Source organism: Enterobacter cloacae complex sp. 382A5 (genome assembly GCF_050031095.1).
Classification (GTDB): domain Bacteria; phylum Pseudomonadota; class Gammaproteobacteria; order Enterobacterales; family Enterobacteriaceae; genus Enterobacter; species Enterobacter cloacae.
Genome location: NZ_JBLGVK010000001.1, coordinates 2,304,649 through 2,324,984 on the forward strand (window position 1 = coordinate 2,304,649; position 20,336 = coordinate 2,324,984).

Annotated in this window: 18 protein-coding genes; 6 read left to right on the forward strand and 12 right to left on the reverse strand. The window is 54.1% G+C overall.

Going from position 1 to position 20,336, the window contains the following annotated elements:
• The first annotated feature begins 46 nt into the window (after positions 1–46).
• Complete coding sequence (locus tag ACQG2G_RS10935) at positions 47–1,663, forward strand: mechanosensitive ion channel family protein (protein WP_061772641.1); 1,617 nt, start codon at positions 47–49, stop codon at positions 1,661–1,663.
• A 1-nt stretch (position 1,664) separates the two neighbouring features.
• On the opposite strand, the gene ACQG2G_RS10940 is transcribed toward ACQG2G_RS10935, so the two are convergent.
• The 3 genes from ACQG2G_RS10940 to chrA form a co-directional block, all read right to left on the reverse strand.
• Positions 1,665–2,030, reverse strand: coding sequence for a VOC family protein (locus tag ACQG2G_RS10940; protein ID WP_061772640.1), 366 nt, complete (start codon positions 2,028–2,030; stop codon positions 1,665–1,667).
• A gap of 40 nt (positions 2,031–2,070) precedes the next feature.
• Positions 2,071–2,514: a PACE efflux transporter gene (locus ACQG2G_RS10945; RefSeq protein WP_061772639.1), complete on the reverse strand. Its 444-nt coding sequence runs from the start codon at positions 2,512–2,514 to the stop codon at positions 2,071–2,073.
• A gap of 110 nt (positions 2,515–2,624) precedes the next feature.
• A complete protein-coding gene (gene chrA, locus ACQG2G_RS10950) occupies positions 2,625–3,992 on the reverse strand; it encodes a chromate efflux transporter (RefSeq protein ID WP_061772638.1) in 1,368 nt (455 codons plus the stop codon).
• Between the two features lie 199 nt (positions 3,993–4,191).
• Here chrA and ACQG2G_RS10955 point away from each other — a divergent pair, with 199 nt between their 5' ends.
• Complete coding sequence (locus ACQG2G_RS10955) at positions 4,192–4,992, forward strand: DUF4225 domain-containing protein (RefSeq protein ID WP_061772637.1); 801 nt, start codon at positions 4,192–4,194, stop codon at positions 4,990–4,992.
• Here ACQG2G_RS10955 and ACQG2G_RS10960 read toward each other — a convergent pair.
• Positions 4,989–5,300 (reverse strand): hypothetical protein, encoded by a 312-nt coding sequence (locus tag ACQG2G_RS10960; RefSeq protein WP_046887445.1) that lies wholly within the window; start codon positions 5,298–5,300, stop codon positions 4,989–4,991. The genes ACQG2G_RS10955 and ACQG2G_RS10960 overlap by 4 nt on opposite strands.
• A gap of 611 nt (positions 5,301–5,911) precedes the next feature.
• Here ACQG2G_RS10960 and ACQG2G_RS10965 point away from each other — a divergent pair.
• Entirely contained in the window at positions 5,912–6,487 is a 576-nt protein-coding gene (locus ACQG2G_RS10965) for a hypothetical protein (RefSeq protein ID WP_061772151.1), read from the forward strand.
• A 27-nt stretch (positions 6,488–6,514) separates the two neighbouring features.
• On the opposite strand, the gene silA is transcribed toward ACQG2G_RS10965, so the two are convergent.
• Genes silA through ACQG2G_RS10985 form a run of 4 tightly spaced genes read right to left on the reverse strand, consistent with a single transcriptional unit; the run spans position 6,515 to position 12,673 of the window.
• A complete protein-coding gene (gene silA / locus ACQG2G_RS10970; protein WP_248766891.1) occupies positions 6,515–9,655 on the reverse strand; it encodes a Cu(+)/Ag(+) efflux RND transporter permease subunit SilA in 3,141 nt (1,046 codons plus the stop codon).
• Between the two features lie 10 nt (positions 9,656–9,665).
• Positions 9,666–10,907: an efflux RND transporter periplasmic adaptor subunit gene (locus tag ACQG2G_RS10975; RefSeq protein WP_102752211.1), complete on the reverse strand. Its 1,242-nt coding sequence runs from the start codon at positions 10,905–10,907 to the stop codon at positions 9,666–9,668.
• Positions 10,908–10,918: 11 nt separating this feature from the next.
• Positions 10,919–11,260 (reverse strand): cation efflux system protein CusF, encoded by a 342-nt coding sequence (gene cusF, locus ACQG2G_RS10980; protein ID WP_020688657.1) that lies wholly within the window; start codon positions 11,258–11,260, stop codon positions 10,919–10,921.
• A 27-nt stretch (positions 11,261–11,287) separates the two neighbouring features.
• A complete protein-coding gene (locus ACQG2G_RS10985; RefSeq protein WP_248766892.1) occupies positions 11,288–12,673 on the reverse strand; it encodes an efflux transporter outer membrane subunit in 1,386 nt (461 codons plus the stop codon).
• Between the two features lie 162 nt (positions 12,674–12,835).
• On the opposite strand from ACQG2G_RS10985, the gene ACQG2G_RS10990 reads away from it, so the two are divergent.
• Together ACQG2G_RS10990 and ACQG2G_RS10995 are read left to right on the forward strand one after the other, a co-directional pair.
• Positions 12,836–13,519 (forward strand): copper/silver response regulator transcription factor, encoded by a 684-nt coding sequence (locus ACQG2G_RS10990; protein WP_248766893.1) that lies wholly within the window; start codon positions 12,836–12,838, stop codon positions 13,517–13,519.
• Positions 13,509–14,966, forward strand: coding sequence for a Cu(+)/Ag(+) sensor histidine kinase (locus ACQG2G_RS10995; RefSeq protein ID WP_248766894.1), 1,458 nt, complete (start codon positions 13,509–13,511; stop codon positions 14,964–14,966). Before ACQG2G_RS10990 ends, ACQG2G_RS10995 begins: the two co-directional genes overlap by 11 nt.
• Here ACQG2G_RS10995 and ACQG2G_RS11000 read toward each other — a convergent pair.
• A complete protein-coding gene (locus ACQG2G_RS11000) occupies positions 14,934–15,845 on the reverse strand; it encodes a LysR family transcriptional regulator (RefSeq protein ID WP_248766895.1) in 912 nt (303 codons plus the stop codon). The genes ACQG2G_RS10995 and ACQG2G_RS11000 overlap by 33 nt on opposite strands.
• Positions 15,846–15,962: 117 nt before the next feature.
• Between ACQG2G_RS11000 and ACQG2G_RS11005 the strand changes: the two genes are divergently transcribed.
• The gene (locus tag ACQG2G_RS11005) at positions 15,963–17,372 is read left to right on the forward strand and encodes an MFS transporter (RefSeq protein WP_248766896.1); all 1,410 of its coding nucleotides are present in this window, start codon (positions 15,963–15,965) and stop codon (positions 17,370–17,372) included.
• Positions 17,373–17,408: 36 nt separating this feature from the next.
• Here ACQG2G_RS11005 and ACQG2G_RS11010 read toward each other — a convergent pair whose 3' ends face one another.
• The 3 genes from ACQG2G_RS11010 to ACQG2G_RS11020 are packed head-to-tail and all read right to left on the reverse strand — an operon-like array spanning position 17,409 to position 20,133.
• On the reverse strand, positions 17,409–18,404 hold the full coding sequence (locus ACQG2G_RS11010; protein WP_248766897.1) for a DUF2891 domain-containing protein: 996 nt from the start codon (positions 18,402–18,404) through the stop codon (positions 17,409–17,411).
• Between the two features lie 23 nt (positions 18,405–18,427).
• Positions 18,428–19,414, reverse strand: coding sequence for a DUF979 domain-containing protein (locus ACQG2G_RS11015; protein ID WP_058684692.1), 987 nt, complete (start codon positions 19,412–19,414; stop codon positions 18,428–18,430).
• Entirely contained in the window at positions 19,411–20,133 is a 723-nt protein-coding gene (locus ACQG2G_RS11020) for a DUF969 domain-containing protein (protein WP_013096573.1), read from the reverse strand. Before ACQG2G_RS11020 ends, ACQG2G_RS11015 begins: the two co-directional genes overlap by 4 nt.
• Positions 20,134–20,336: the final 203 nt, after the last annotated feature.

The window sequence follows — 20,336 nt, forward strand, 5'->3', positions numbered from 1 at the left end:
TGGGGCAATTGAAAAATAACAATAAGTTGCGTTTCAGGGGGTGGAAATGAATAAGGTCCTGCTCGCATTATTATCCTGCGTGCTTTCGGTCATCTCATTTACTGGCGTCGCCGCCGAGCCACGCCAGGAGCCTACTGAGCAGGAGAGGGCCCGAACCGTTTATATTTTTCATCAACCGATTGTGATGTTGCAGGCCAAATTTGGTCTCACGACGCCTGAAGAACGCGTGTTACGTATTCGTCATACCCTGCGCAATTTCACGCAGCAGGACGTACGTGAACCGCTGAAAATTGTTCCCGTCACCCGTTACAACCAGCAGGGAAGGCTGATTGTCATGAACAATAAGCCCGTATTATTGCTTACGCAGGCGGATCTGGATGAGGGGGACGATTTGACTCTCGACCAGGCCGTTCAGCGCGTGCTGGCGCGGATGGAGGCGCAACGTACGGCGCTTCGCGATCAATATGACACCGGCTGGCTGGCGCTCTCCGCCGGGAAAACGGTCGTCGGGCTGCTGGTTCTGTCTCTTTTCTGGTACGGGGCGTGGCGGTCGTGGCGCTGGGTTCGCAATGTCTGCCGTCGCCGCATTCTTGAAAACCGCAGCGTTATCCCGCAGAGCTGGCGTAAGTTTGTCGGCGCAATCGAGGCTCGTTTGTATGCTTTGCTGATGATTTTACTGGGCATTCTCGGATTGTATCTCTGGCTGAGTTGGGCGTTCAGCTTGTTCCCCTGGACACGCGTCTGGGGTGCATCGTTAGGCGACTGGACCATGCGCGTGCTGCGGGACATTGCGCTGTCGATTGTCTCGGCCATGCCGGGAATTATGATTGTCCTGATCATCTTTGTGATTACCGCCTTTATTCTGAAGCTCCTGAAGGTATTGTTAAATCAGGTGGAAGCAGGGCGCCTGCAGCTGCCGGGCATTCACCCTGAAACCGTGGGAGCTACGCGTAAACTGATTTCTGTCGTGGTGTGGTTATTTGCCCTCTCTGCTGCCTATCCGTTTTTACCGGGAGCGAATTCGCTGGCGTTTAAAGGCATTAGCGTCTTCTTTGGCCTGATGCTTACCCTGGGTTCGGCAGGCGTGATGAACCATGCGATGAGCGGACTGGTACTGATCTACTCACGAGCGTTGAGGAAAGGAGACGTTATACGGGTGGCGGATAACGAAGGGCTGGTCACGGAGATAGGCATGCTGGCGACCAAGATCATCACCCGCGAGAACTATGTTGTGACCGTACCCAATGCGGTGGTGGTGAGCGGAAAAATCACCAATCTGAGCGTACAGAATCCTGACGGCGGCGTGAACCTGACGATTGGCGTGACGATTGGCTATGACACGCCGTGGCGACAGGTTCATGCCATGCTGGAGATGGCGGCGAGACGGTCGAAATGTGTTGACCCTTCGCAGCAGCCCCTGGTACGTCAGCTGGGGCTGATGGACTGGTACATTGCCTATGAGCTGCAGGTAAAATTGCAGCCCGGACAGTCACTTGCCGAAGCCCGCAATGAGCTCCACAGTAACATTCAGGACGTCTTCAACGAGTTCAACGTGCAGATTATGTCGCCAAACTTCGTGATGCAGCCGGAAGGTGCGGTCGTCGTCGCGGAAGAAAACTGGTTCGCAGCACCGGCAGAGAAACCCGCACAAAAGCCATCATGAATCAGTCCGGTGCATGACAGACCGCCTCGATATTATGGCCGTCAGGCGCAATGACAAAGGCGGCATAGTAGTTTTTGCTGTAGGGCCGCAAGCCTGGGACACCGTTATCACGCGCGCCCGCTTGCAGGGCAGCCCGGTAAAAATCATCTACCTGCTGGCGTGTTTCTGCCACAAACGCCAGGTGCAGAGGGGCCGGTTTGTCGCACGTCTGGAACAGGCAAAGTGAAACATTGCCGGAGCTCATTTCAACCCCATATTCGGGTGTGCATTCATCAACGATCTTAATACCAAGCGGCTGCAGCGCCTTGATGAAAAAGGTTTTGCTTCTTTCGTAATCACTGACGCCGAATTTCACATGATCGAACATCTTCCTTCCTCAATAAGATGCAGAAATAAAGAGTATAGATCTAAATGGCGGACCGTTTCCGACCAACAAATGTCCAACGCAGGTAGTCATAAAGCCAGTTGAAGAGCATCGTGTATGGCAGAAAAAACAGTACCAGACCGATCTCGACAAAAAATGCCTCAGTGACTGTTAAATTCAGCATTACCATCGCGACAGGGATTAATGTGATGATAAGTCCTGTTTCAAAGCAGACAGCATGGATTGCACGCACGAGAAATGTTCGTTGAAACGCATATTTTTTCTGCAAGGTGTCAAAGAATTTATTAAACACAAAATTCCATGCCGTGGCGGCAAGTGCAGATATCACAGACAACGAACCCGACTGAAGCACCGACACGTTCATCAGCCACGCAAGTGACAGCGCAATGATGACATTGGCCGTCACTTCGAAAAGAACAGCATGCAAAACGCGTTCTTTAAAACTTTTATCCAGTTCAATTTCCATTTACTTAGTACGGCTTTTTAAAAAAAATGAAGTATATCAGACGTGCTTCAACTTTCTTTAAACGTGAAGGGTAGAATGGCTGTCAGGCCCCGGTTATTCGGGGCCTTGCTCTATGTTCTGAGGAAAAGATGTAAAATCAACCCGATTACCGCACATGCGGCAATTACGTGTGTGACTTTATATTTGGACCGGAATAGTGCGATGGCGGCAGCAAAAGCAATGACCGCCGCTATCCAGTCCATATTGCCGTCAAATCCCTGTGGCCAGAGCACGTGGTAGCCAAAAAAGAGTGCCAGATTCAGGATCACCCCAACCACTGCTGCGGTAATTGCGGTAAGTGGCGCGGTGAAATTAATATTGTTGTGCGTCGTTTCAATAAAAGGACCACCGGCGAGGATAAACAGAAACGATGGCAGAAACGTAAACCAGGTCGCCAGCACGGCCGCAACAGCGCCCGCCAGGAAAAGCTGATCCGGGCCATATGCCATATTCACATAGCCCCCGACAAATCCCACAAATGCCACAACCATGATAAGCGGCCCCGGCGTGGTTTCGCCCAGTGCCAGACCATCAATCATCTGTGTTGGCGTGAGCCACTGATAATGACCAACCGCGCCCTGGTAGATATAAGGCAGTACCGCATAGGCACCCCCAAAGGTCAGCAGCGCCGCCTTGGTAAAGAACCAGCCCATCTGGGTAAACGGGTGCATCCAGCCAAGGCTCAGATAGAGCATCGCCATTGGCGTTGCCCATAAAAAGACACCGGCAATGATAATCAGGGTCAAGCGTGACCATTTGAAAACCGTATGCGGAGCCGCTGGCGTATGGTCATCAATAATGGCAGCACCGTAGGATTTTCGGCTGGCGTCATGGGCGTTACCCTGACCAAAATGGTCGGGGAAAAGGCGCCCACCCACATAGCCCATCATTGCGGCTGACAGGACAATAACGGGAAAAGGGACATTGAGGGCGAAAATGGCGACAAACGCGGCGGCAGCGATTGCCCACTGCGTGCGGTTACGCAGCGCCCGCGAACCGATACGGTGCGCAGCCTGCACAACAATCGCCGTAATTGCCGGTTTTATGCCGTAAAAGAGACCGGCCACGACAGACAAATGGCCATACGCCACGTAAATCCACGACAGGACAATAAGGATAAAAAGGGAAGGGAGCACAAACAGTGTCCCGGCAACCACGCCGCCCCAGGTGCGGTGCATCAGCCAGCCAATATAGGTCGCCAGTTGTTGCGCCTCCGGGCCCGGAAGCACCATGCAGTAATTCAGTGCATGCAAAAAGCGCTGTTCGGATATCCAGCGTCGGTTTTCAACCAGCTCCTGATGCATTATCGAAATCTGCCCGGCCGGCCCGCCAAAGCTGATGAATCCCAGCTTCAGCCAGAATAAAAAGGCCTCACGGAAACTGACATGCGGAGGTGGAACGCCCGGTTCGTCGTAGACCGGAGGCAGATTGCTGTTCATGAGTATCTGAACCTGTTTTTGAATTCTGCTGAGAGAAAGATCCGCTAAGCATATGCCATATTTATGAAAGATGAGTGATGATGGCTGAATCAGCAAATTCGATATATGTTGCATATTGTACGTTTCACAAACTCACCCCTTGTATATCGATATCAGGTTCGATACGGTACAAAAAAATGCTCATCGATAAGGATTATCCATGTATATCGCCGTCCCCCCTGGACAAAAAAGTGTAGCGTGGTCAGAAATGGCGCTTGATCGCGAAGCCCGCAGATTAGTGAATATCGCCAATATAATCTCATCAACACACCTCAAGGATGGCCTGACGCGCCTCAGATTTGTGGAAGAAATCCGCGATCTTATCTCTCAGCAGTTGGCAGCAGCTCGTAGAGTTAAAACGATTGAATCTTATACGCACTCAACAGAGATATTACGTACAGAGACGGCAAACTTACTGGAACAGGACAGATTAATACGCACCAGGGCCGCACAAATTTACGCAAAGATTGAATTTGTGAAGGAGAATAATGAAATTGTCGGATATGTAATCAGCGCTGTTAGTGTAGTGTTATCAGGTTTTGAAATCGTTGGCGGAGTGGCTCTTTTTGGCACTATGACACCTGTAGGGATGCTCGCCGGAGCTACGTTAGTTATGGACGGTCTGAACGGGATTTCCAGGGAAATAAACAATCAGCTTTTAGAAAAGGAAAATTCTAAGGGTGTTTTTGCTGATGGTGCGATCGCGGCGGCTCAGTTTTTAGGATTTCGCGGGAATACAGGGTTAGCTTTATATAATGGTGTCAGTCTGGCCGCGAACATCTATGGTGTGTTTGGGCTAATGAGAAAACCAGATGCATGGCGACTTTTTCACTATGTACCACAAGATTATTACAGAAAAGTCAGTTCAATGAGTCGCCCAATGTTGACGATGAAAATTGTAGGGTATGGACTCAAAGCAAAAATCATTTTTGATCTGTTAGCAACTGAGAAGAACTCTTAGCGGAGTTTCTTTTTAAATTTCCATGCCTTATAGGAAAGAAGCGGTGGCTGGAAAAACCAAATGATGAACAAAGCGATCAACATAGCAACACCTGTGGATATAACATTTTCACTGGACGCTATGGTAAGAACAATGAGGTAAACAGCAGCAAGCAATATGGTCAACAACAATGCTGCGTTAAAACGTCTGGACAAGTCGGATATCACCATATCCAGAGAAAGAGCATCTTTTATTATGTACTTACGCAGCTTCTGCAGGTCCGAGGATGTAAATCCAGAAGCCAGAAGTTTTTCTTCGGTTATCGCCATGTTTTCTCCCTGAGCGGTGATTTCTTCTCGTAAGCAATACTATCAACCATTTAGCCAAGTGGATAGTGATCTGTAGGAAACGCGTAAATGATCTTACAACAGCTATGAATAGGCAGAGGAAATGACGGCCATCCAAAGCTGGATTCTTCAAGATCCTATTTAAATGCGCATAATGTATATTATGTTAAATGCGATAAATCCTTAAATCATATCCTGTGCCTCAGCCTCTGCTCTCACATCATAATCAGTCAATGATGTCGGAAGGCTTTTCAAACTCTGGCGACCAGTACCCTCCACTTCCATGGTACGTTTCTGCCCCCAGGACGAACTGGGTACCGCAAAAGTTGCATGCAAAGTGGTAATCGACGATGTCGCCCCATATCATCTTTTCAGCGCACTCACTGAAGCTGTACTGATTCCAGTCGTCCTTTGTCAGAACTTCTGACAACATCCCTTCGTTGATTGCATTTCTGGCAATACGAATTGCTTTTCGTAACTGATCGGGCGTCCGGATAACGTACTTAACACAGAGTTCACGGCAGTGCTCGCAGCTCATATGGCTGAACCTCTTTCGCATGACGGGCTGATGACGTTTATGTCATTATATTCAAATGATTAAAGCACTATATCGTCGACTAAACCACTGTAACGACCTGGCGGTAAGAATCAGCAAGGCCAATACTGCACAACTGCAACAGTTAAAAGCGGAACTGGCCGAACTGATCGGGACACCCACGGGATGCTATACCATGGGCATTCCAGCTGTTCTCAGTACCCTTGGGGTGATCGTCAGTTTTGGGATACCGCAGCTGTGGTTGGGTTACAAAGTCAGCGCCGCCCTCGGGCTACCTGAAGAAAGCGTATTTATATGGGTGGTTTTGATCGCCCTGCTGTTCTCAGGCATAAATGGCATGACGATGTTTCTGATTGGCAAAGGCCTCATGCGTGCCGTGCAGATGCATCTTACGCTGGCGGTTATAAGCCTTGTGTTAACGACAGTCTATCTGCTGACTGCGCTAAGCGGTGCGAGTGTTCCGGGCGTCAGTCTCATCGCGGCGCTGATAAGCATCTCTATGCTGCTGCTCAGCGGTTACTGCATCCACTCTACTTCTTTCTATAAGATGCTGCTCTTTACCCTGCACAATCGTGCCTGGCGTAAACTTTTGCACCAGACTCGTAAAACGTAAAACCCCGCCATCTCTGGCGGGGTCTGTTTATTGCTTTTTATACCTGCGCAACCAGATAAGCTTATACGCCGCCGGAATGATAAACAGCGACAGCAGCGGCGCGGTGATCATCCCGCCAATCATCGGCGCGGCAATCCGACTCATAACTTCTGACCCCGTGCCGGTTCCCCAGAGTATGGGCAGCAAACCCGCAATGATTACCGCCACCGTCATCGCCTTGGGCCGGACACGCAGAACCGCGCCATGGTACAGCGCGTCATCCAACGCTTGTGCAGTGAACGTCTCCCGCCGCGATAAGGCCGGGTTCGCTTCGATGGCATGGCGCAGATACATCAGCATCACCACGCCAAACTCGGCGGCCACCCCGGCAAGGGCAATAAATCCGGTGCCGGTGGCGACAGACATATGAAAGCCCTGCCAGTACAGGAACCAGATCCCACCGACCAGAGCGAACGGCAGACTCATCAAAATTAATAAGGCTTCATCAACGCGGCGGAATGCCAGATACAGCAGAATGAAAATAATCATTACCGTCATCGGCACCATCAGCTTCAGTTTCTTATTGGCGTGTTCCAGCAGTTCAAACTGACCGGAGAATGACACGCTGGTTCCCGGTCTCAGCTTCACGTTCTGGCTGATGGCCGACTTAAGGTCATTGACCACCGACACCATATCCCTGCCGCGGGCATCAATATAGATCCAGCTGGTTGGTCGGGCATTTTCCGTTTTCAGCATCGTCGGGCCGGAAACGACACGTATGTCCGCCACATCCCCCAGCGTGATTTGCTGCTTCATCGGGGTCAGGATCGGCATCTCTTTCAATGCCTGCGGGCTGTTCCGGTAGTCCTGAGGATAACGGATATTGATCGGGTACCGGGCCACGCCCTCAACCGTTTCCCCTACCGTCTCGCCACCAATGGCGGAGGAGACAAACAGCTGCACATCCCCCACCGTCATACCGTAGCGGGACGCTTTTTCACGATTAATACCCACATCAATGTAACGCCCGCCTTCCAGCCGCTCTGCAAGAGCAGACACCACGCCGGGTACGGTTTTGGCGACCGCTTCAATGCTCTGCGCCGTGGCGTCGATATCCGACAGAACGGTGCCTGACACCTTGATACCAATTGGGCTTTTAATCCCGGTAGAAAGCATGTCGATGCGGTTACGGATCGGCGGCACCCAGAGGTTAGCCAGACCGGGCAGACGGACGGTTTTATCGAGTTCGTCAATAATCTTGTCAATCGTCATCCCGGGTCGCCACTGATCCTCGGGTTTCAGCTGAATGGTGGTTTCCACCATTTCAAGCGGTGCGGGGTCCGTTGCGGTCTCTGCCTTACCGGTCTTGCCAAACACAGACGCCACTTCAGGAACAGTTTTGATGAGCTTGTCTGTGGTCTGCAACAGCGCAGCCGCTTCAGCCGGAGAAACGCCCGGCAGTGTTGATGGCATATACAGCAGATCGCCTTCGTTGATCTTCGGCAGAAACTCACCGCCCATCTGACTCAGCGGCCAGATAACCGTGAAGATCGACAAGGCCGCCACCAGCAGGGTTGTTTTTGGCCAGTGAAGCACCCGCAGCAGCAGCGGATGATAGGCTTTAATCAGCAGCCGGTTCAGCGGGTTACTGCTCTCGGCAGGAATTTTCCCCCGGATCCAGAAGCCCATCAGAATGGGAATGACGATAATGGCCAGCGCGGCTGCGCCTGCCATGGCGTACGTTTTGGTAAAGGCCAGCGGACCAAACAGACGCCCTTCCTGACCTTCGAGGGTAAAAATAGGGATGAACGATAAGGTGATGATCAGCAGGCTAATAAACAGCGCGGGGCCAACTTCAACGGAGGCGTTGGTGATCACCTTCCAGCGGGTCGCGTTATCAATCTGCTCGCCAGGGTGCTGATGATCCCACTCCTCAAGCCGTTTATGTGCGTTTTCAATCATTACGATGGCGGCATCCACCATCGCCCCCACGGCAATGGCGATCCCGCCCAGGGACATAATATTGGCGTTCAGCCCCTGGAAATGCATAACGATAAAAGCAATACACAGGCCTAGCGGCAGAGAGATAATCGCCACCAGCGCAGACCGCACATGCCAGAGAAACAGCGCGCAGACGATGGCCACCACAATAAACTCTTCCAGCAGTTTATAACTCAGGTTATCAATGGCCCGGTCAATCAGCTGGCTGCGATCGTACGTGGTAACAATCTCAACACCTTCCGGCAGGCTGGCCTTCAGCGTCTCCAGTTTATCTTCTACCGCGGTAATCACTTCACGTGCGTTTTTACCCGAACGCAGGATCACCACGCCGCCCGCGACCTCTCCCTGCCCGTTAAGCTCGGCGATCCCGCGCCGCATTTCAGGCCCGGTTTGTACGCGGGCTACATCACGCAGATAAACCGGTACTCCGTTCTCGCCGGTTTTCAGGACGATGTTATTGAAATCATCAATGGTCTGAAGATAGCCGCTGGCCCGGACCATATACTCTGCTTCCGCCATTTCGACCGATGATCCCCCTGCTTCCTGATTAGAGGATCCCAGGGCCTGCTTCACGTCAGCCAGACTGATGCCGTATTGCGCCAGTTTCAGCGGATTGACCTGGATCTGATACTGCTTTACCACCCCGCCGACCGAGGCCACTTCCGCCACGTTCGGGATGGTTTTCAGCTCAAATTTCAGGAACCAGTCCTGCAAGGAACGCAGTTCGGACAGGTCGTGTTTTCCGCTGCGATCCACCAGCGCATATTCAAAGATCCAGCCCACGCCCGTAGCGTCTGGCCCAATTTCCGAACTGACACCAGCAGGCAGCTTCCCCTGAACCTGATTGAGATATTCCAGAACGCGCGAGCGGGCCCAGTAGAGATCGGTCCCGTCTTCAAAAATAACGTACACATAGGAGTCACCAAACTGTGAAAACCCACGCACGGTCTTCGCACCCGGCACCGACAGCATGGTCGTGGTGAGCGGATACGTCACCTGGTTTTCGACAATTTGCGGTGCCTGGCCGGGGTAGCTCGTTTTAATAATCACCTGAACATCAGACAGATCGGGTAAGGCATCCACCGGCGTATTGATAATGGTCCATGTTCCCCAGACGCTAAGAAACAGCGCCCCCATCATCACCAGAAAACGGTTGGCGACAGCGCGCCGGATAATCCATGCAATCATCGTCGTCTCCTCAATGGCCTGAATGACTCTTTTCAGGCTGACGCATACGCTCCAGCGCACCGGTAATATTGGCTTCGGAATCAATCATGAACAGACCGCTAACCACCACCGACTCCCCTTCGTTGAGGCCGGATCCTACGGCGGACTGCTGCTGGGATTCGTGCAGAACGTGGATCTGCTTCGGCACAAACCGCCCTTCCGCATCAACGGTGATGACCCGTTGTTCTTTACCCGTATCGATAACGGCCTGGGAGGGGATCAACAGCATCTCCTGGCTTTGGGTGTTCAGCTTCAGATATGCATTCATGCCCGGCTTAAGCCGTTCGTCTTTGTTGGAAACCTGCAAGCGAACCTGCAGCGTACGGGTGGCAGGATCGACGCTTGGCAAAATGTTCCATTTTTCAACATGAAACGACGTGTCCGGGTACGCCGGGACCGAAATGTCAAACTGCGAGGAGTCTTTCAGCAGATACGCGATGGATTCAGGTATGGCCGCGCTGATCCACACCGGATCCATCCCCTGAATCTGTGCCACAACCTTATCTTTCGAAATATTCATCCCGGTACGCAGGTCAAAGCCGGTGATCACCCCGTCAATGGGGGCTTTGATGGTAAACCGGGTCTGGACCGTGCGGGTCGATCGTAACCTTTGAATATCCGCTTCCGGCATGCCTGCCAGACGAAGCCGTTCAAGCACCCCTTTCAGCTGCGTGGGCGTGCCACCGGTGCCGGACAACAGAAGGAACTCACTCTGCGCTTCCACCCACTCCGGAATGGTGATATCGATGAGCGGCGTGCCTTTCTTCACACGATCGCCTGTCGTCAGGGGATACACTTTCTCCACAAAGCCTTCGGATCGTGCCTGCACAATCACAAACTGATATTCGTTATAGCTGACGTTGGCCGGGATGGTCTGGGCATAATTCAGCGTGCCGCGGGTCACTTTTTGCGTTTTTAATCCCAGGTTCTGAACCTGCGTCGGATCAATACGGATACCGGCACCACTTTTATCGTCATTCTCATCCGCGTATTTCGGTACCAGATCCATATCCATAAACGGCGATTTACCGGGCTTATCGAATTTAACGTCGGGCTTCATCGGGTCATACCAGAAAAGCACCTTTCGTTCCGGCGGGGTATTTTCTGTTTTTTCGGCAGCATAAATATAATGCCACGCCGTCACTGCAATCAGCCCTCCCGCAAGAAGGCTGCCGATTATCATTGCAGCATATTTAACCTTTAACGATGCCATGCCGTGTCTCGCTATTTAATGCTCTTGAGTAAAGAGATATTGCCCTGCTGCACAAAAGAAAATTTCACGCGGTTGCCGACTTTTACAGCCTTAATACTTTCGTCTGCGTCGGTAAAGGTGAAACGCATGGTCATGGCGGGCCAGCCAATTTCCGGGATGGCTTCATGAGCGATCGTTACCTTTTTGTTTGTGAGATCAATGTCCTTTACGATGCCAGTCCCGGAGACAACCTGCTCTGTGGCCCCTTCGCTGGCAGCACTCATCTCTGCATGCTGATGAACCTCGGCCTGCAGGCCGGCAGAAAACATCATGGAGATCGCACCGAATACAACGGCCTTCATTGAATTACGCATATTATTTTCCTGTTGAGTTAATTGCGGTTATTCGACCCAACCGCCGCCCAGTGCGGTGAAGAGATTAATTTCATTAACCTGTCGGGCATAAATAAGGTCGAGAATGTTTTGCTGCGTGGAAAACAGTGCGCGTTCCGCGTCTAATACTTCGATATAACTGACCACACCGCGGGTATATAACCCTCTGGCACGCTGCAGGGTGATGTTTAGCGAATCAAGATACCGCTGTTGCGCAGCAAGTTGCTGGCTGAGGCTGTCCCGCAGCGCGATCGCGTCGGCGACCTGTTTAAAGGCGGACTGAATTTTTTGTTCGTAATTTACAACCGACTGCTGCTGGCGAATTTCGGCCAGCTTCAGGTTGGCTTTATTCCTGCCCGCATTAAAAATGGGAATGTCTATTTTGGGAATAAAATTCCACATGCCGCTGCCGGACGTGAAGAGGCCAGATAATTCCGTGCTGCCCGTTGAAAGCCCGCTGGTCAGGGAGATGGACGGGAAAAAGGCAGCGCGCGCCGCGCCAATATTCGCATCGGTCGCTTTAAGCTGATACTCCGCCTCCATAATATCCGGGCGCTGCAGCAATATTGCCGATGAAAGATGGGGTGGTAGTGTTACCGGCGCAATATCGCTGGCGTTCATTCCGCCGTCGCCAGGTAGCGCGCGATACGTTCCGAGGACCAGCTGCAGGGCATTATTAGCCTGTGCCAGCTCCCCCTCTCTTTTGGCGATTTCTGCCCGGGTGCTTTCGATCTGCCCCCGGGCCTGTTCCAGCGCCAGCACGTTCGTACTGCCCGTCACCAGCTGTTGCTCAACGAAGGCGTAAGACTGCTGATAATTTGACAGCGTATCGCGTGCGATACGCAGCTGTTTGTAGGCCAGCTGCTGGTTGAAATAGCTCTGGGACACATTAGCGACAAGCAAAATATGCACGGCACGACGGGCTTCTTCGCTGGCGAAAAAGTTTTGTCGGTCGGCATCGCTCATGTTCTTTAGCTTGCCAAAAAAGTCGAGTTCGTAGCTAAGCACAAATCCCGCGTCGTACTGCTGTGAGGTGGGTTTGTCACTCTTAAGCCCCCCGCTGTAAGTTATGCCCGAGGAGGCGTTCAGTTGAGGATAACGATCCGCATCCGTCACGTTGAACTGCGCCCGGGCCTCTTCAACCTTCAGCGCGGCCATTTTTATATCGCGGTTGTTCTTCAGGGCCTCTGTAATCAATCCCGCGATTTGCGGATCGACGAAGAAGTTGCGCCAGCCGGTGTCCTGATACATGCCCTCCACGGGCGTCAGGCTGTTACGCGACAGCGAAAACTGCTGGGGTACCGGTGACGTCGGGCGCTGGTATTCAGGGGCCAGCGAGACGCATCCTGTCAGGATAAATACCGTAGTGATGCTTAGTCGTTTTAACAGGAACATAACGGTTCAGATGAATTCCAGAGTATTTTTAGGGCTACTCTACTGAACGCGTCCTGTTTGACGGGTGACAGGATAATGACAATGTTGTCATTTATGGCGTAAGTCATTGTTAACGGTCGCGGGTGCAATAGAATGTGCTGAGCAGCCAGTCGGGGAAGCGTGATGAAAATATTGATTGTTGAAGACGAAATTAAAACCGGTGAGTACCTCAGCAAAGGGCTTACGGAAGCGGGCTTTGTGATGGATCGCGCTGACAACGGCCTGACCGGCTACCATCTCGCCATGACCGCCGATTATGACCTGCTGATTCTGGATATCATGCTTCCTGATGTGAACGGCTGGGATATCATCCGCATGCTCCGCTCTGCCGGAAAGGGAATGCCGGTCCTGTTGCTGTCGGCTCTCGGCACCATTGAACACCGGGTGAAAGGCCTGGAGCTGGGGGCGGATGATTACCTGGTTAAGCCCTTTGCCTTTGCTGAGCTGCTCGCCCGGGTCAGAACGCTGTTACGACGCGGCAATACGGTGATCGCCGAGAGCCAGTTTACGGTGGCAGATCTGAGCATCGACCTCGTATCAAGGAAGGTAAACCGCGCCGGAAACCGCATTCTGCTCACCAGCAAGGAGTTCAGCCTGCTGGAGTTTTTTGTTCGCCATCAGGGTGAAGTGCTGCCCCGCTCGCTGATTGCCGCGCAGGTCTGGGACATGAATTTCGACAGCGACACCAACGCGATTGACGTCGCGGTGAAGCGGTTACGCGCTAAAATCGACAACGATTATGAACCGAAGCTGATCCAGACGGTGCGCGGCGTGGGCTATATGCTGGAGGTTCCGGATGCAGAGTAAGCCCGCCAGACGCCCCTTCTCCCTGGCTCTGCGCCTGACGTTCTTTATCAGCCTCTCCACCATTCTGGCTTTTTTCGCGTTTACCTGGTTTATGCTCCACTCCGTTGAAAAGCACTTTGCCGAGCAGGATATCAGCGATCTGCAACAAATCAGCCGCGCCATGCACCGCATACTGCAGTCACCCGCGGATCCGGATGAAAAGAAAATCAGCAAAATAAAAGAGTCGCTGGCCAGCTATCGCAACGTTGCCGTCCTGCTGCTCGATCCCCGTGGCAATGTGCTCTTAAGCTCACAGGGTGAGGCCATCCGGCCAGCGGTGAATACCGCGGATTTCAGTGCCCATCGCCGCGCGCAGGATGTCTTTCTCTGGACGGTGGAGGATGCAGGCAAGGCGATGCACGCCGGGTCCGACATGAAGATGGAAACATACCGGATTATCGCCTCTTCCGGCACGGCGACATTGCAGGGAAAAGAACAACACTATGTCATGTTGATCGGCCTCTCCATTAATTTTCATCTTCACTACCTTGAGGCGTTGAAAAAGAACCTGATTGCCATCGCGGTGGCGATCAGCCTGCTGATTATTCTGCTCATTCGCATCGCGGTACGTCAGGGACACCTGCCCCTGCGTAACGTCAGCAATGCGATAAAAAATATCACCTCAGAGAATCTGGATGCGAGGCTTGAGCCGTCGCGGGTGCCGGTTGAGCTGGAGCAACTGGTGATCTCGTTTAACCACATGATTGAAAAAATTGAGGATGTCTTTACCCGTCAGGCAAATTTCTCTGCCGATATCGCCCATGAGATCAGAACCCCGATCACCAATCTGGTAACGCAAACGGAAATTGCGTTAAGCCAGAACCGCTCGCCGAAAGAGCTGGAGGATGTGCTGTACTCCAGCCTTGAAGAGTACAACCGGATGACCCGCATGGTCAGCGATATGCTGTTCCTGGCCCAGGCGGATAATAATCAGCTGATCCCTGACCGGGTAACCTTTGATTTGAGCGCGGAGGTGATGAAAGTCTTTGATTTCTTCGAGGCCTGGGCGGAAGAACGCCATATCACGCTGCGTTTTAACGGCACGCCCTGCCTGATAGACGGCGATCCGCAGATGTTCCGGAGAGCCATCAATAACCTGCTCTCCAATGCCCTGCGCTATACGCCGGACGGAGAAACGGTGACCGTGTCGGTAAGCGAAAAAGAAAATGCGTGCGAGCTGATCGTTGCCAACCCCGGCAAGCCGATCCCTGAAGCACATTTGCCCCGGCTGTTCGACCGCTTTTACCGGGTGGATCCGTCCAGACAGCGAAAAGGCGAAGGCAGCGGGATCGGCCTGGCGATTGTGAAATCCATCATCACCGCGCATCACGGCAACGTGCGTGTGGAATCCGATGCCGTGTCGACCCGTTTTATATTATCGGTGCAGCGACTGATGGCACACCGATAGCACCTTCTCTCTGAGCCACCGGTGGCCCGGATCCTGTTCCATCCGCGGGTGCCACATCTGCGATACGGTAATGGTCCGGGTGTTGAACGGCAGTTCAAAGATGTGCACGTTCTCGCTCATCGGTTGATTGAGCAGATACAATGCCGGGACCATCGCAATCAGATCGGACGCCAGCGCCACGGATAAGGCCGTCGGAAAACCGGGCACCACGCTGGCGATTTTGCGTTTCATCCCCCGCGCGGCCAGGGCATCATCAACAAAACCGTGTGATGAGCCATTTGGCGCGGTCACCACATGACCCCAGGCGACATAATCCTCAAGGCTGACTGTTGGCAGCGCCGCCAGTGGATGCCCTTTGCGCACCGCGCCTACAAAGCGGTCCTCAAAGAGCCGCTGCAGACGAATTTCGGGCCCCATGTTGCTCTGCACACCAATTTCCAGGTCAACCAGCCCCTCCCGCAGATAACGCGACGTTTTCTCCGGTTTTGGGGCAAAGCGGATGCAGACATCCGGCGCTGTTTCCGCAACGGCCGCAATCAGCAACGGGCCAAACGCCACCACAAAGCCATCATTGGCTCTGACAGTAAACACCCGTTCAAGATTTTCTGCCCGGAAGGTGTCCGTTGAAGGCTGTAGCACCGCCCTTGCCTCATGCAGCGCATGTCGGGCGCGATCCCGGGTGGCTTCGGCCCACGGAGTCAGCACCATCTGACGCCCGGCCCGCACCAGAATCGGATCGCCGGTGACCTCACGAAGTCTGCTCAGCGTGCGGCTCATGGCTGAGGTGCTCAGGTTAAGACGCCGCGCCGCCCCCGCCACGCTGGCTTCAGCCAGCAGGATGTCGAGTGCGACAAGCAAGTTGAAATCAGGATCGGTCACAAAACCTCCTCATACAGGGCGTTTGATGCAACGTATAAGTGCAAATGCTGCGTCTTCCGCCCTGTATAACCCATTACTATAGTGTCGTCATCAACATTCTTGCCTGGAGATAACACGATGACGCTCTTTTCAAACCAACCCGGCGACGAAGGGTTACCGGGACATGAACGCGCCCGGGTGATGGCTGCAGTGATGACCACCACGTTGATGGGCGTCTTCGATGGCACCATGATCAACATTGCCCTGCCATCAATGGCCAGCGCGATGCAGGTGCCCGCGAATGTCGCAGTCTGGTTCGCCAACGGTTACCTGCTGTCTGCGGCAATGACGTTAGCCATCTTCGCCGCCCTCGCCGCGCGGGTGGGTTACCGCCCGGTGTTTCTGGCAGGACTGGCTACGTTTACCCTGACCTCGCTCGGCTGCGCGCTGGCAACAACGCCGGAAATGCTGATCGGGATGCGTATTTTGCAGGGTATCGGCGGCGCGGCCACGCTGAGTATTGCCCCGGCGATCCTGCGCTCGGTATTCCCGGGACGGCTGCTTGGCCGCATTCTGGGGCTGCACGCCCTGCTTATCGCCGCCAGCACCGCCATTGCACCGGTGCTGGGCGGAACAATACTCGACGTACTGAGCTGGCAATGGCTGTTCGCGATCAACATTATGCCCGGCACCGTTGCCCTGCTGCTGGCCTGGAAAGCGCTGCCGCGGGCGACGGCCTCTGATACGTCCCCGTTTGACGTGCCCGGTGCCCTGTTGTCCGTGATCCTGCTGGGGTCGATGATCATGGCGGCAAACAGCATAGAGAATAGAGCGCACGCCATCAGCACCGTTTGCTGGGCATTTGTCGCTACGGTCAGTCTCATCGCTTTTGTCTGGCATATCCGCCGTGCCCGGAGCCCCATCCTGCCGCCGGTGATATTCAGCAACGGACGGTTTACCCTCGCCGCGCTAACCTCGCTGGCCTCGTTTGTGAGTCAGGGCATTACCTTTATCGCGCTGCCGTTTCTGTTTCAGAGCGTGTACGGCTATAGCCCGGCGATCTCCGCTTTACTGTTCACCCCCTGGCCGATAGGTATCGTACTCATTGCGCCGCACGCGGGCCGTTGGGCAGACACCATCTCCGCCCCGTTGATCTCCACGCTTGGACTGATGATTTTTGTCGTTGGGTTGATTTTGCTGGCGACACTGCCTGCCCGCCCTTCTGCCTGGGATATCTGCCTCAGGAGCCTGGTGTGCGGTATCGGCTTTGGCTGTTTCCAGAGCCCCAATAACCGTGAAATGCTCTCTAACGTTGCCCGGGAGTACGCCAGCTATGCATCCGGGGTATTGTCCATCGTCAGAACGTTCGGCCAGTGTCTCGGTGCCGCCGTGGTGGGAGTTTTGCTGGCTGCGACCGCAAGGGCAGATCATCAAATGCTGGATGACGGTGCCGTTCATATTGCGCTGTGGATCGCGGTGATCGCGTCAACTACGTCAGTATTATTTAGCGTTAGCCGACTGCGTCGCGCGCGACAGGCTACGGCATAAATGCCAGGGCAGCGTCCTGCGACGCTGCCCCCATATTTACTCCAGCGCCAGCAGCGCAAAACTCGCCAGCCAGTGTCCACCGCTGTAGTGGCTGCCGACAACATGCCCGACGCTCGCCGTCAGGTGTTTCGCCACCGCATCACGCAGCGCTTGCTGCGCCGGATGATCCTCCGGCAGCGCACTGGCAATATGCTTCATGCACCAGGCGCGGCTGAGGTTTAATCCGTCCAGATGCGCAATTTTGGGGTCGGTACGGTCGCTCACTTCTGCCGGGTTCATCAGCGCTGAAACAACCCCGATATTCGGCAGAAACGCGTCGAACCAGGCCGGGAAATTCTCCGCGACCTTGCTCATCAGCAGAGCCTCTGTGAGCGCGCCGGACACATACTCATCACCACCCGGTTCATAGTGAGCCGGATACTGGGTATCCGCGAGATAAAACCGCGTCGCCGCCTCCAGAATGGCACTCTCCAGCGCGTTATCTTCCACCGCCCGGGCGTAATCGATCCCCAGCGCGAGGGCAAACGCGGTGTTGTAATGCGTGCCAACCCGGATCGGGTACGTCAGCTTACTGAGGTAATCCACCAGACGGTTGCGAATGTCCTGCGTTAACGGCGCAAGCGTCTGATACCAGCCTGCCGCCTGCGGCAGCGATGACTGTTTCAGCTCCTGGGCCAGTGCCAGTAGCCAGCCGTAGCCATACGGACGCTCGAACGAGGCGCGGAACGGCGCGTTGAAATAAGCCAGCTCCTGCGCCACGTTTTCTGGCGTGAGATGGTCGGCAAACAGCGTGATAATGTCATCCCGGCACGACAGTTCCGGGTAGAGGCGCAGGCAGCGCAGCAGCAGCCAGTAGCCGTGTACCGCCGAGTGCCAGTCAAAACAGCCATAAAAAATGGGATGCAGTTCGCGCGGCGGCAGGACGTCCCCGTCATCATTGAGCAGATGCATAATGTGGTTCGGGTATTCCTGGCGCAGATAGGTCAAAGGCATTCTGGCAAAAGCATCAGCCTGGTGTTGCGTTAATTCCATCACAGCTCCTTAGGTTGCCACGCTTAGCGAAACACGAGGAAATACATTAAGAACACGTTGACCACCAGCAGGGTTAACGCGGTCGGGATCTGGATCTTAATGACCTGATATTTGTCTTTCAGCTCCAGTAACGCGGCGGGAACGATGTTGAAGTTCGCCGCCATCGGCGTCATCAGCGTGCCGCAATAGCCTGCGTACATACCAATCGCCAGCAGCGGTGCCGGATTACCGTGATGCACGTGGATCAGGAACGGTAAGGCGATACCGGCGCTCAGCACCGGGAAGGCCGCAAAGGCGTTACCCATGATCATGGTGAACAGCGCCATGCCGACGCAGTAAATCACCACCAGCATAAAGCGGCTGTCCGGGTTCACAAACAGGCTGACCACCTTCTGCACGGAGTTGCCGGTATTGGCCACCACAAAAACCCCGCCCAGCATGGCCAGCATCTGCGGCAGGATCACCGCCCAGCCAATGGTATCCACCAGGCGGCGAGACTGACGGACGGCATGCAGCGGTGTTCCTTTTGTCAGCCACCAGCCGGTAAGGATGGCCGCCACACAGGCCACGCACAGCGCCGCCAGCGTGAGCTGTTTTTGATCGAGCAGGTAAACCCCGCCAATCGACACCCCTTTCAGGAACAGCGTGCCGATAACCGTCACCACCGGGATCATCAGGGCCGGTAAAAACAGCCAGTTTTTCAGCCGGTTTGACGAGGCAACACGCTCGGGTTCGCTGGCCATTTTGTACTGCCCTTTACCGACCAGCCCAAAGCCTGCCAGCAGGGCAATTACAATCACGGCGCCGCCAATGATCCGGTACGCCAGCGAGCGGCCCAGCTCCTGCACCATCAGGTCACCGAACAGGAAGATCCCACCGAACAGAAACCAGAACAGTGCCGTGGTAAAACGTTTGGGGTTGGCGCGATCGCGCAGGGTCATGACCACCAGCAGCATCACGACAAAGCCAATCAGGTAGTACACGCGGTTAATGGTGAGCAACGTCATCATGGCGCGATCTCCTGCGTTCCCTGCCCGGCTTTCCAGGCCATCACGTCACGGCGGATGCTGGCATCCAGGCGCAACAGACGCGTCATATGAATAATCAATGCCGCAATCGCCGTCGGGATCGCCCAAAGGCCGATATGCAGCGGTTCAATCCCCTGAATACCGTTCTCCTTCAGGAAGGCGTCGATCAACAGCACCGCCCCGAAGGCGATAAAGATATCCTCGCCAAAGAACACCGCGATATTGTCACACGCGGCGGCATGGGCTTTGATTTTGTCGCGAATATGCTGGGGCAGTTCGCCGTACTCGTTCAGCGCCGCCCCTTCGGCCATCGGTGCCAGCAGCGGACGCACCGTCTGGGCATGACCGCCCAGCGACATCAGCCCCAGCGCGGCCGTCCCCTCGCGGGCGACAAAATAGATCATCAGAATACGCGCCGAAGTGGCGCTGGCGATCTTCGCCACCCACGCCTGTGCGCGCTCTTTTAGACCGTAATATTCCAGCAGACCAATAACCGGCAGAATCAGAATGAATGTAGCCAGAGAGCGGCTGTTGACGAACTTCTCGCCGAAGGTTTCCAGCAGCATGCCGAAATCCATCCCAACCAGCAGACCCGTCGTCAGCCCCGCTACCACGACCACCAGTAGCGGGTTGAAGCGCAGGGCAAAACCAATAACCACCACCGGGATCCCGATAAGCGGCAACAGTGTAGAACCGTCCATAAACGTTACCCTATCCAAAGTGAGCGTTGCGCGCCGACGGCTATTTTTTTAATTTGCGGCGAGCGATGTTGTGTTTTCCGTCAGGCTTCGAAAACCTGCGTTAAAAAGCTATATCTGAACCGCAAAAACATGTAAACAATTTATCAATAAAATGTTCTTATTTTATCGATGAGTTTACATTTCCGGGCAACAGCCACACTCCC

Bases quoted from the DNA above. Each gene is read 5' to 3' on its own strand.
- ACQG2G_RS10990 (WP_248766893.1), top strand. From the start codon at position 12,836: ATGAAAATATTGATTGTTGAAGACGAAATTAAAACCGGTGAGTACCTC.
- ACQG2G_RS10985 (WP_248766892.1), bottom strand. From the start codon at position 12,673: ATGTTCCTGTTAAAACGACTAAGCATCACTACGGTATTTATCCTGACA.
- ACQG2G_RS10960 (WP_046887445.1), bottom strand. From the start codon at position 5,300: ATGGCGATAACCGAAGAAAAACTTCTGGCTTCTGGATTTACATCCTCG.
- ACQG2G_RS10955 (WP_061772637.1), top strand. From the start codon at position 4,192: ATGTATATCGCCGTCCCCCCTGGACAAAAAAGTGTAGCGTGGTCAGAA.
- cusF (WP_020688657.1), bottom strand. From the start codon at position 11,260: ATGCGTAATTCAATGAAGGCCGTTGTATTCGGTGCGATCTCCATGATG.
- ACQG2G_RS11010 (WP_248766897.1), bottom strand. From the start codon at position 18,404: ATGGAATTAACGCAACACCAGGCTGATGCTTTTGCCAGAATGCCTTTG.
- silA (WP_248766891.1), bottom strand. From the start codon at position 9,655: ATGATTGCATGGATTATCCGGCGCGCTGTCGCCAACCGTTTTCTGGTG.
- ACQG2G_RS10940 (WP_061772640.1), bottom strand. From the start codon at position 2,030: ATGTTCGATCATGTGAAATTCGGCGTCAGTGATTACGAAAGAAGCAAA.
- ACQG2G_RS10935 (WP_061772641.1), top strand. From the start codon at position 47: ATGAATAAGGTCCTGCTCGCATTATTATCCTGCGTGCTTTCGGTCATC.
- ACQG2G_RS11015 (WP_058684692.1), bottom strand. From the start codon at position 19,414: ATGATGACGTTGCTCACCATTAACCGCGTGTACTACCTGATTGGCTTT.
- chrA (WP_061772638.1), bottom strand. From the start codon at position 3,992: ATGAACAGCAATCTGCCTCCGGTCTACGACGAACCGGGCGTTCCACCT.
- ACQG2G_RS10965 (WP_061772151.1), top strand. From the start codon at position 5,912: ATGATTAAAGCACTATATCGTCGACTAAACCACTGTAACGACCTGGCG.
- ACQG2G_RS10945 (WP_061772639.1), bottom strand. From the start codon at position 2,514: ATGGAAATTGAACTGGATAAAAGTTTTAAAGAACGCGTTTTGCATGCT.
- ACQG2G_RS11020 (WP_013096573.1), bottom strand. From the start codon at position 20,133: ATGGACGGTTCTACACTGTTGCCGCTTATCGGGATCCCGGTGGTGGTT.
- ACQG2G_RS10975 (WP_102752211.1), bottom strand. From the start codon at position 10,907: ATGGCATCGTTAAAGGTTAAATATGCTGCAATGATAATCGGCAGCCTT.
- ACQG2G_RS11005 (WP_248766896.1), top strand. From the start codon at position 15,963: ATGACGCTCTTTTCAAACCAACCCGGCGACGAAGGGTTACCGGGACAT.
- ACQG2G_RS10995 (WP_248766894.1), top strand. From the start codon at position 13,509: ATGCAGAGTAAGCCCGCCAGACGCCCCTTCTCCCTGGCTCTGCGCCTG.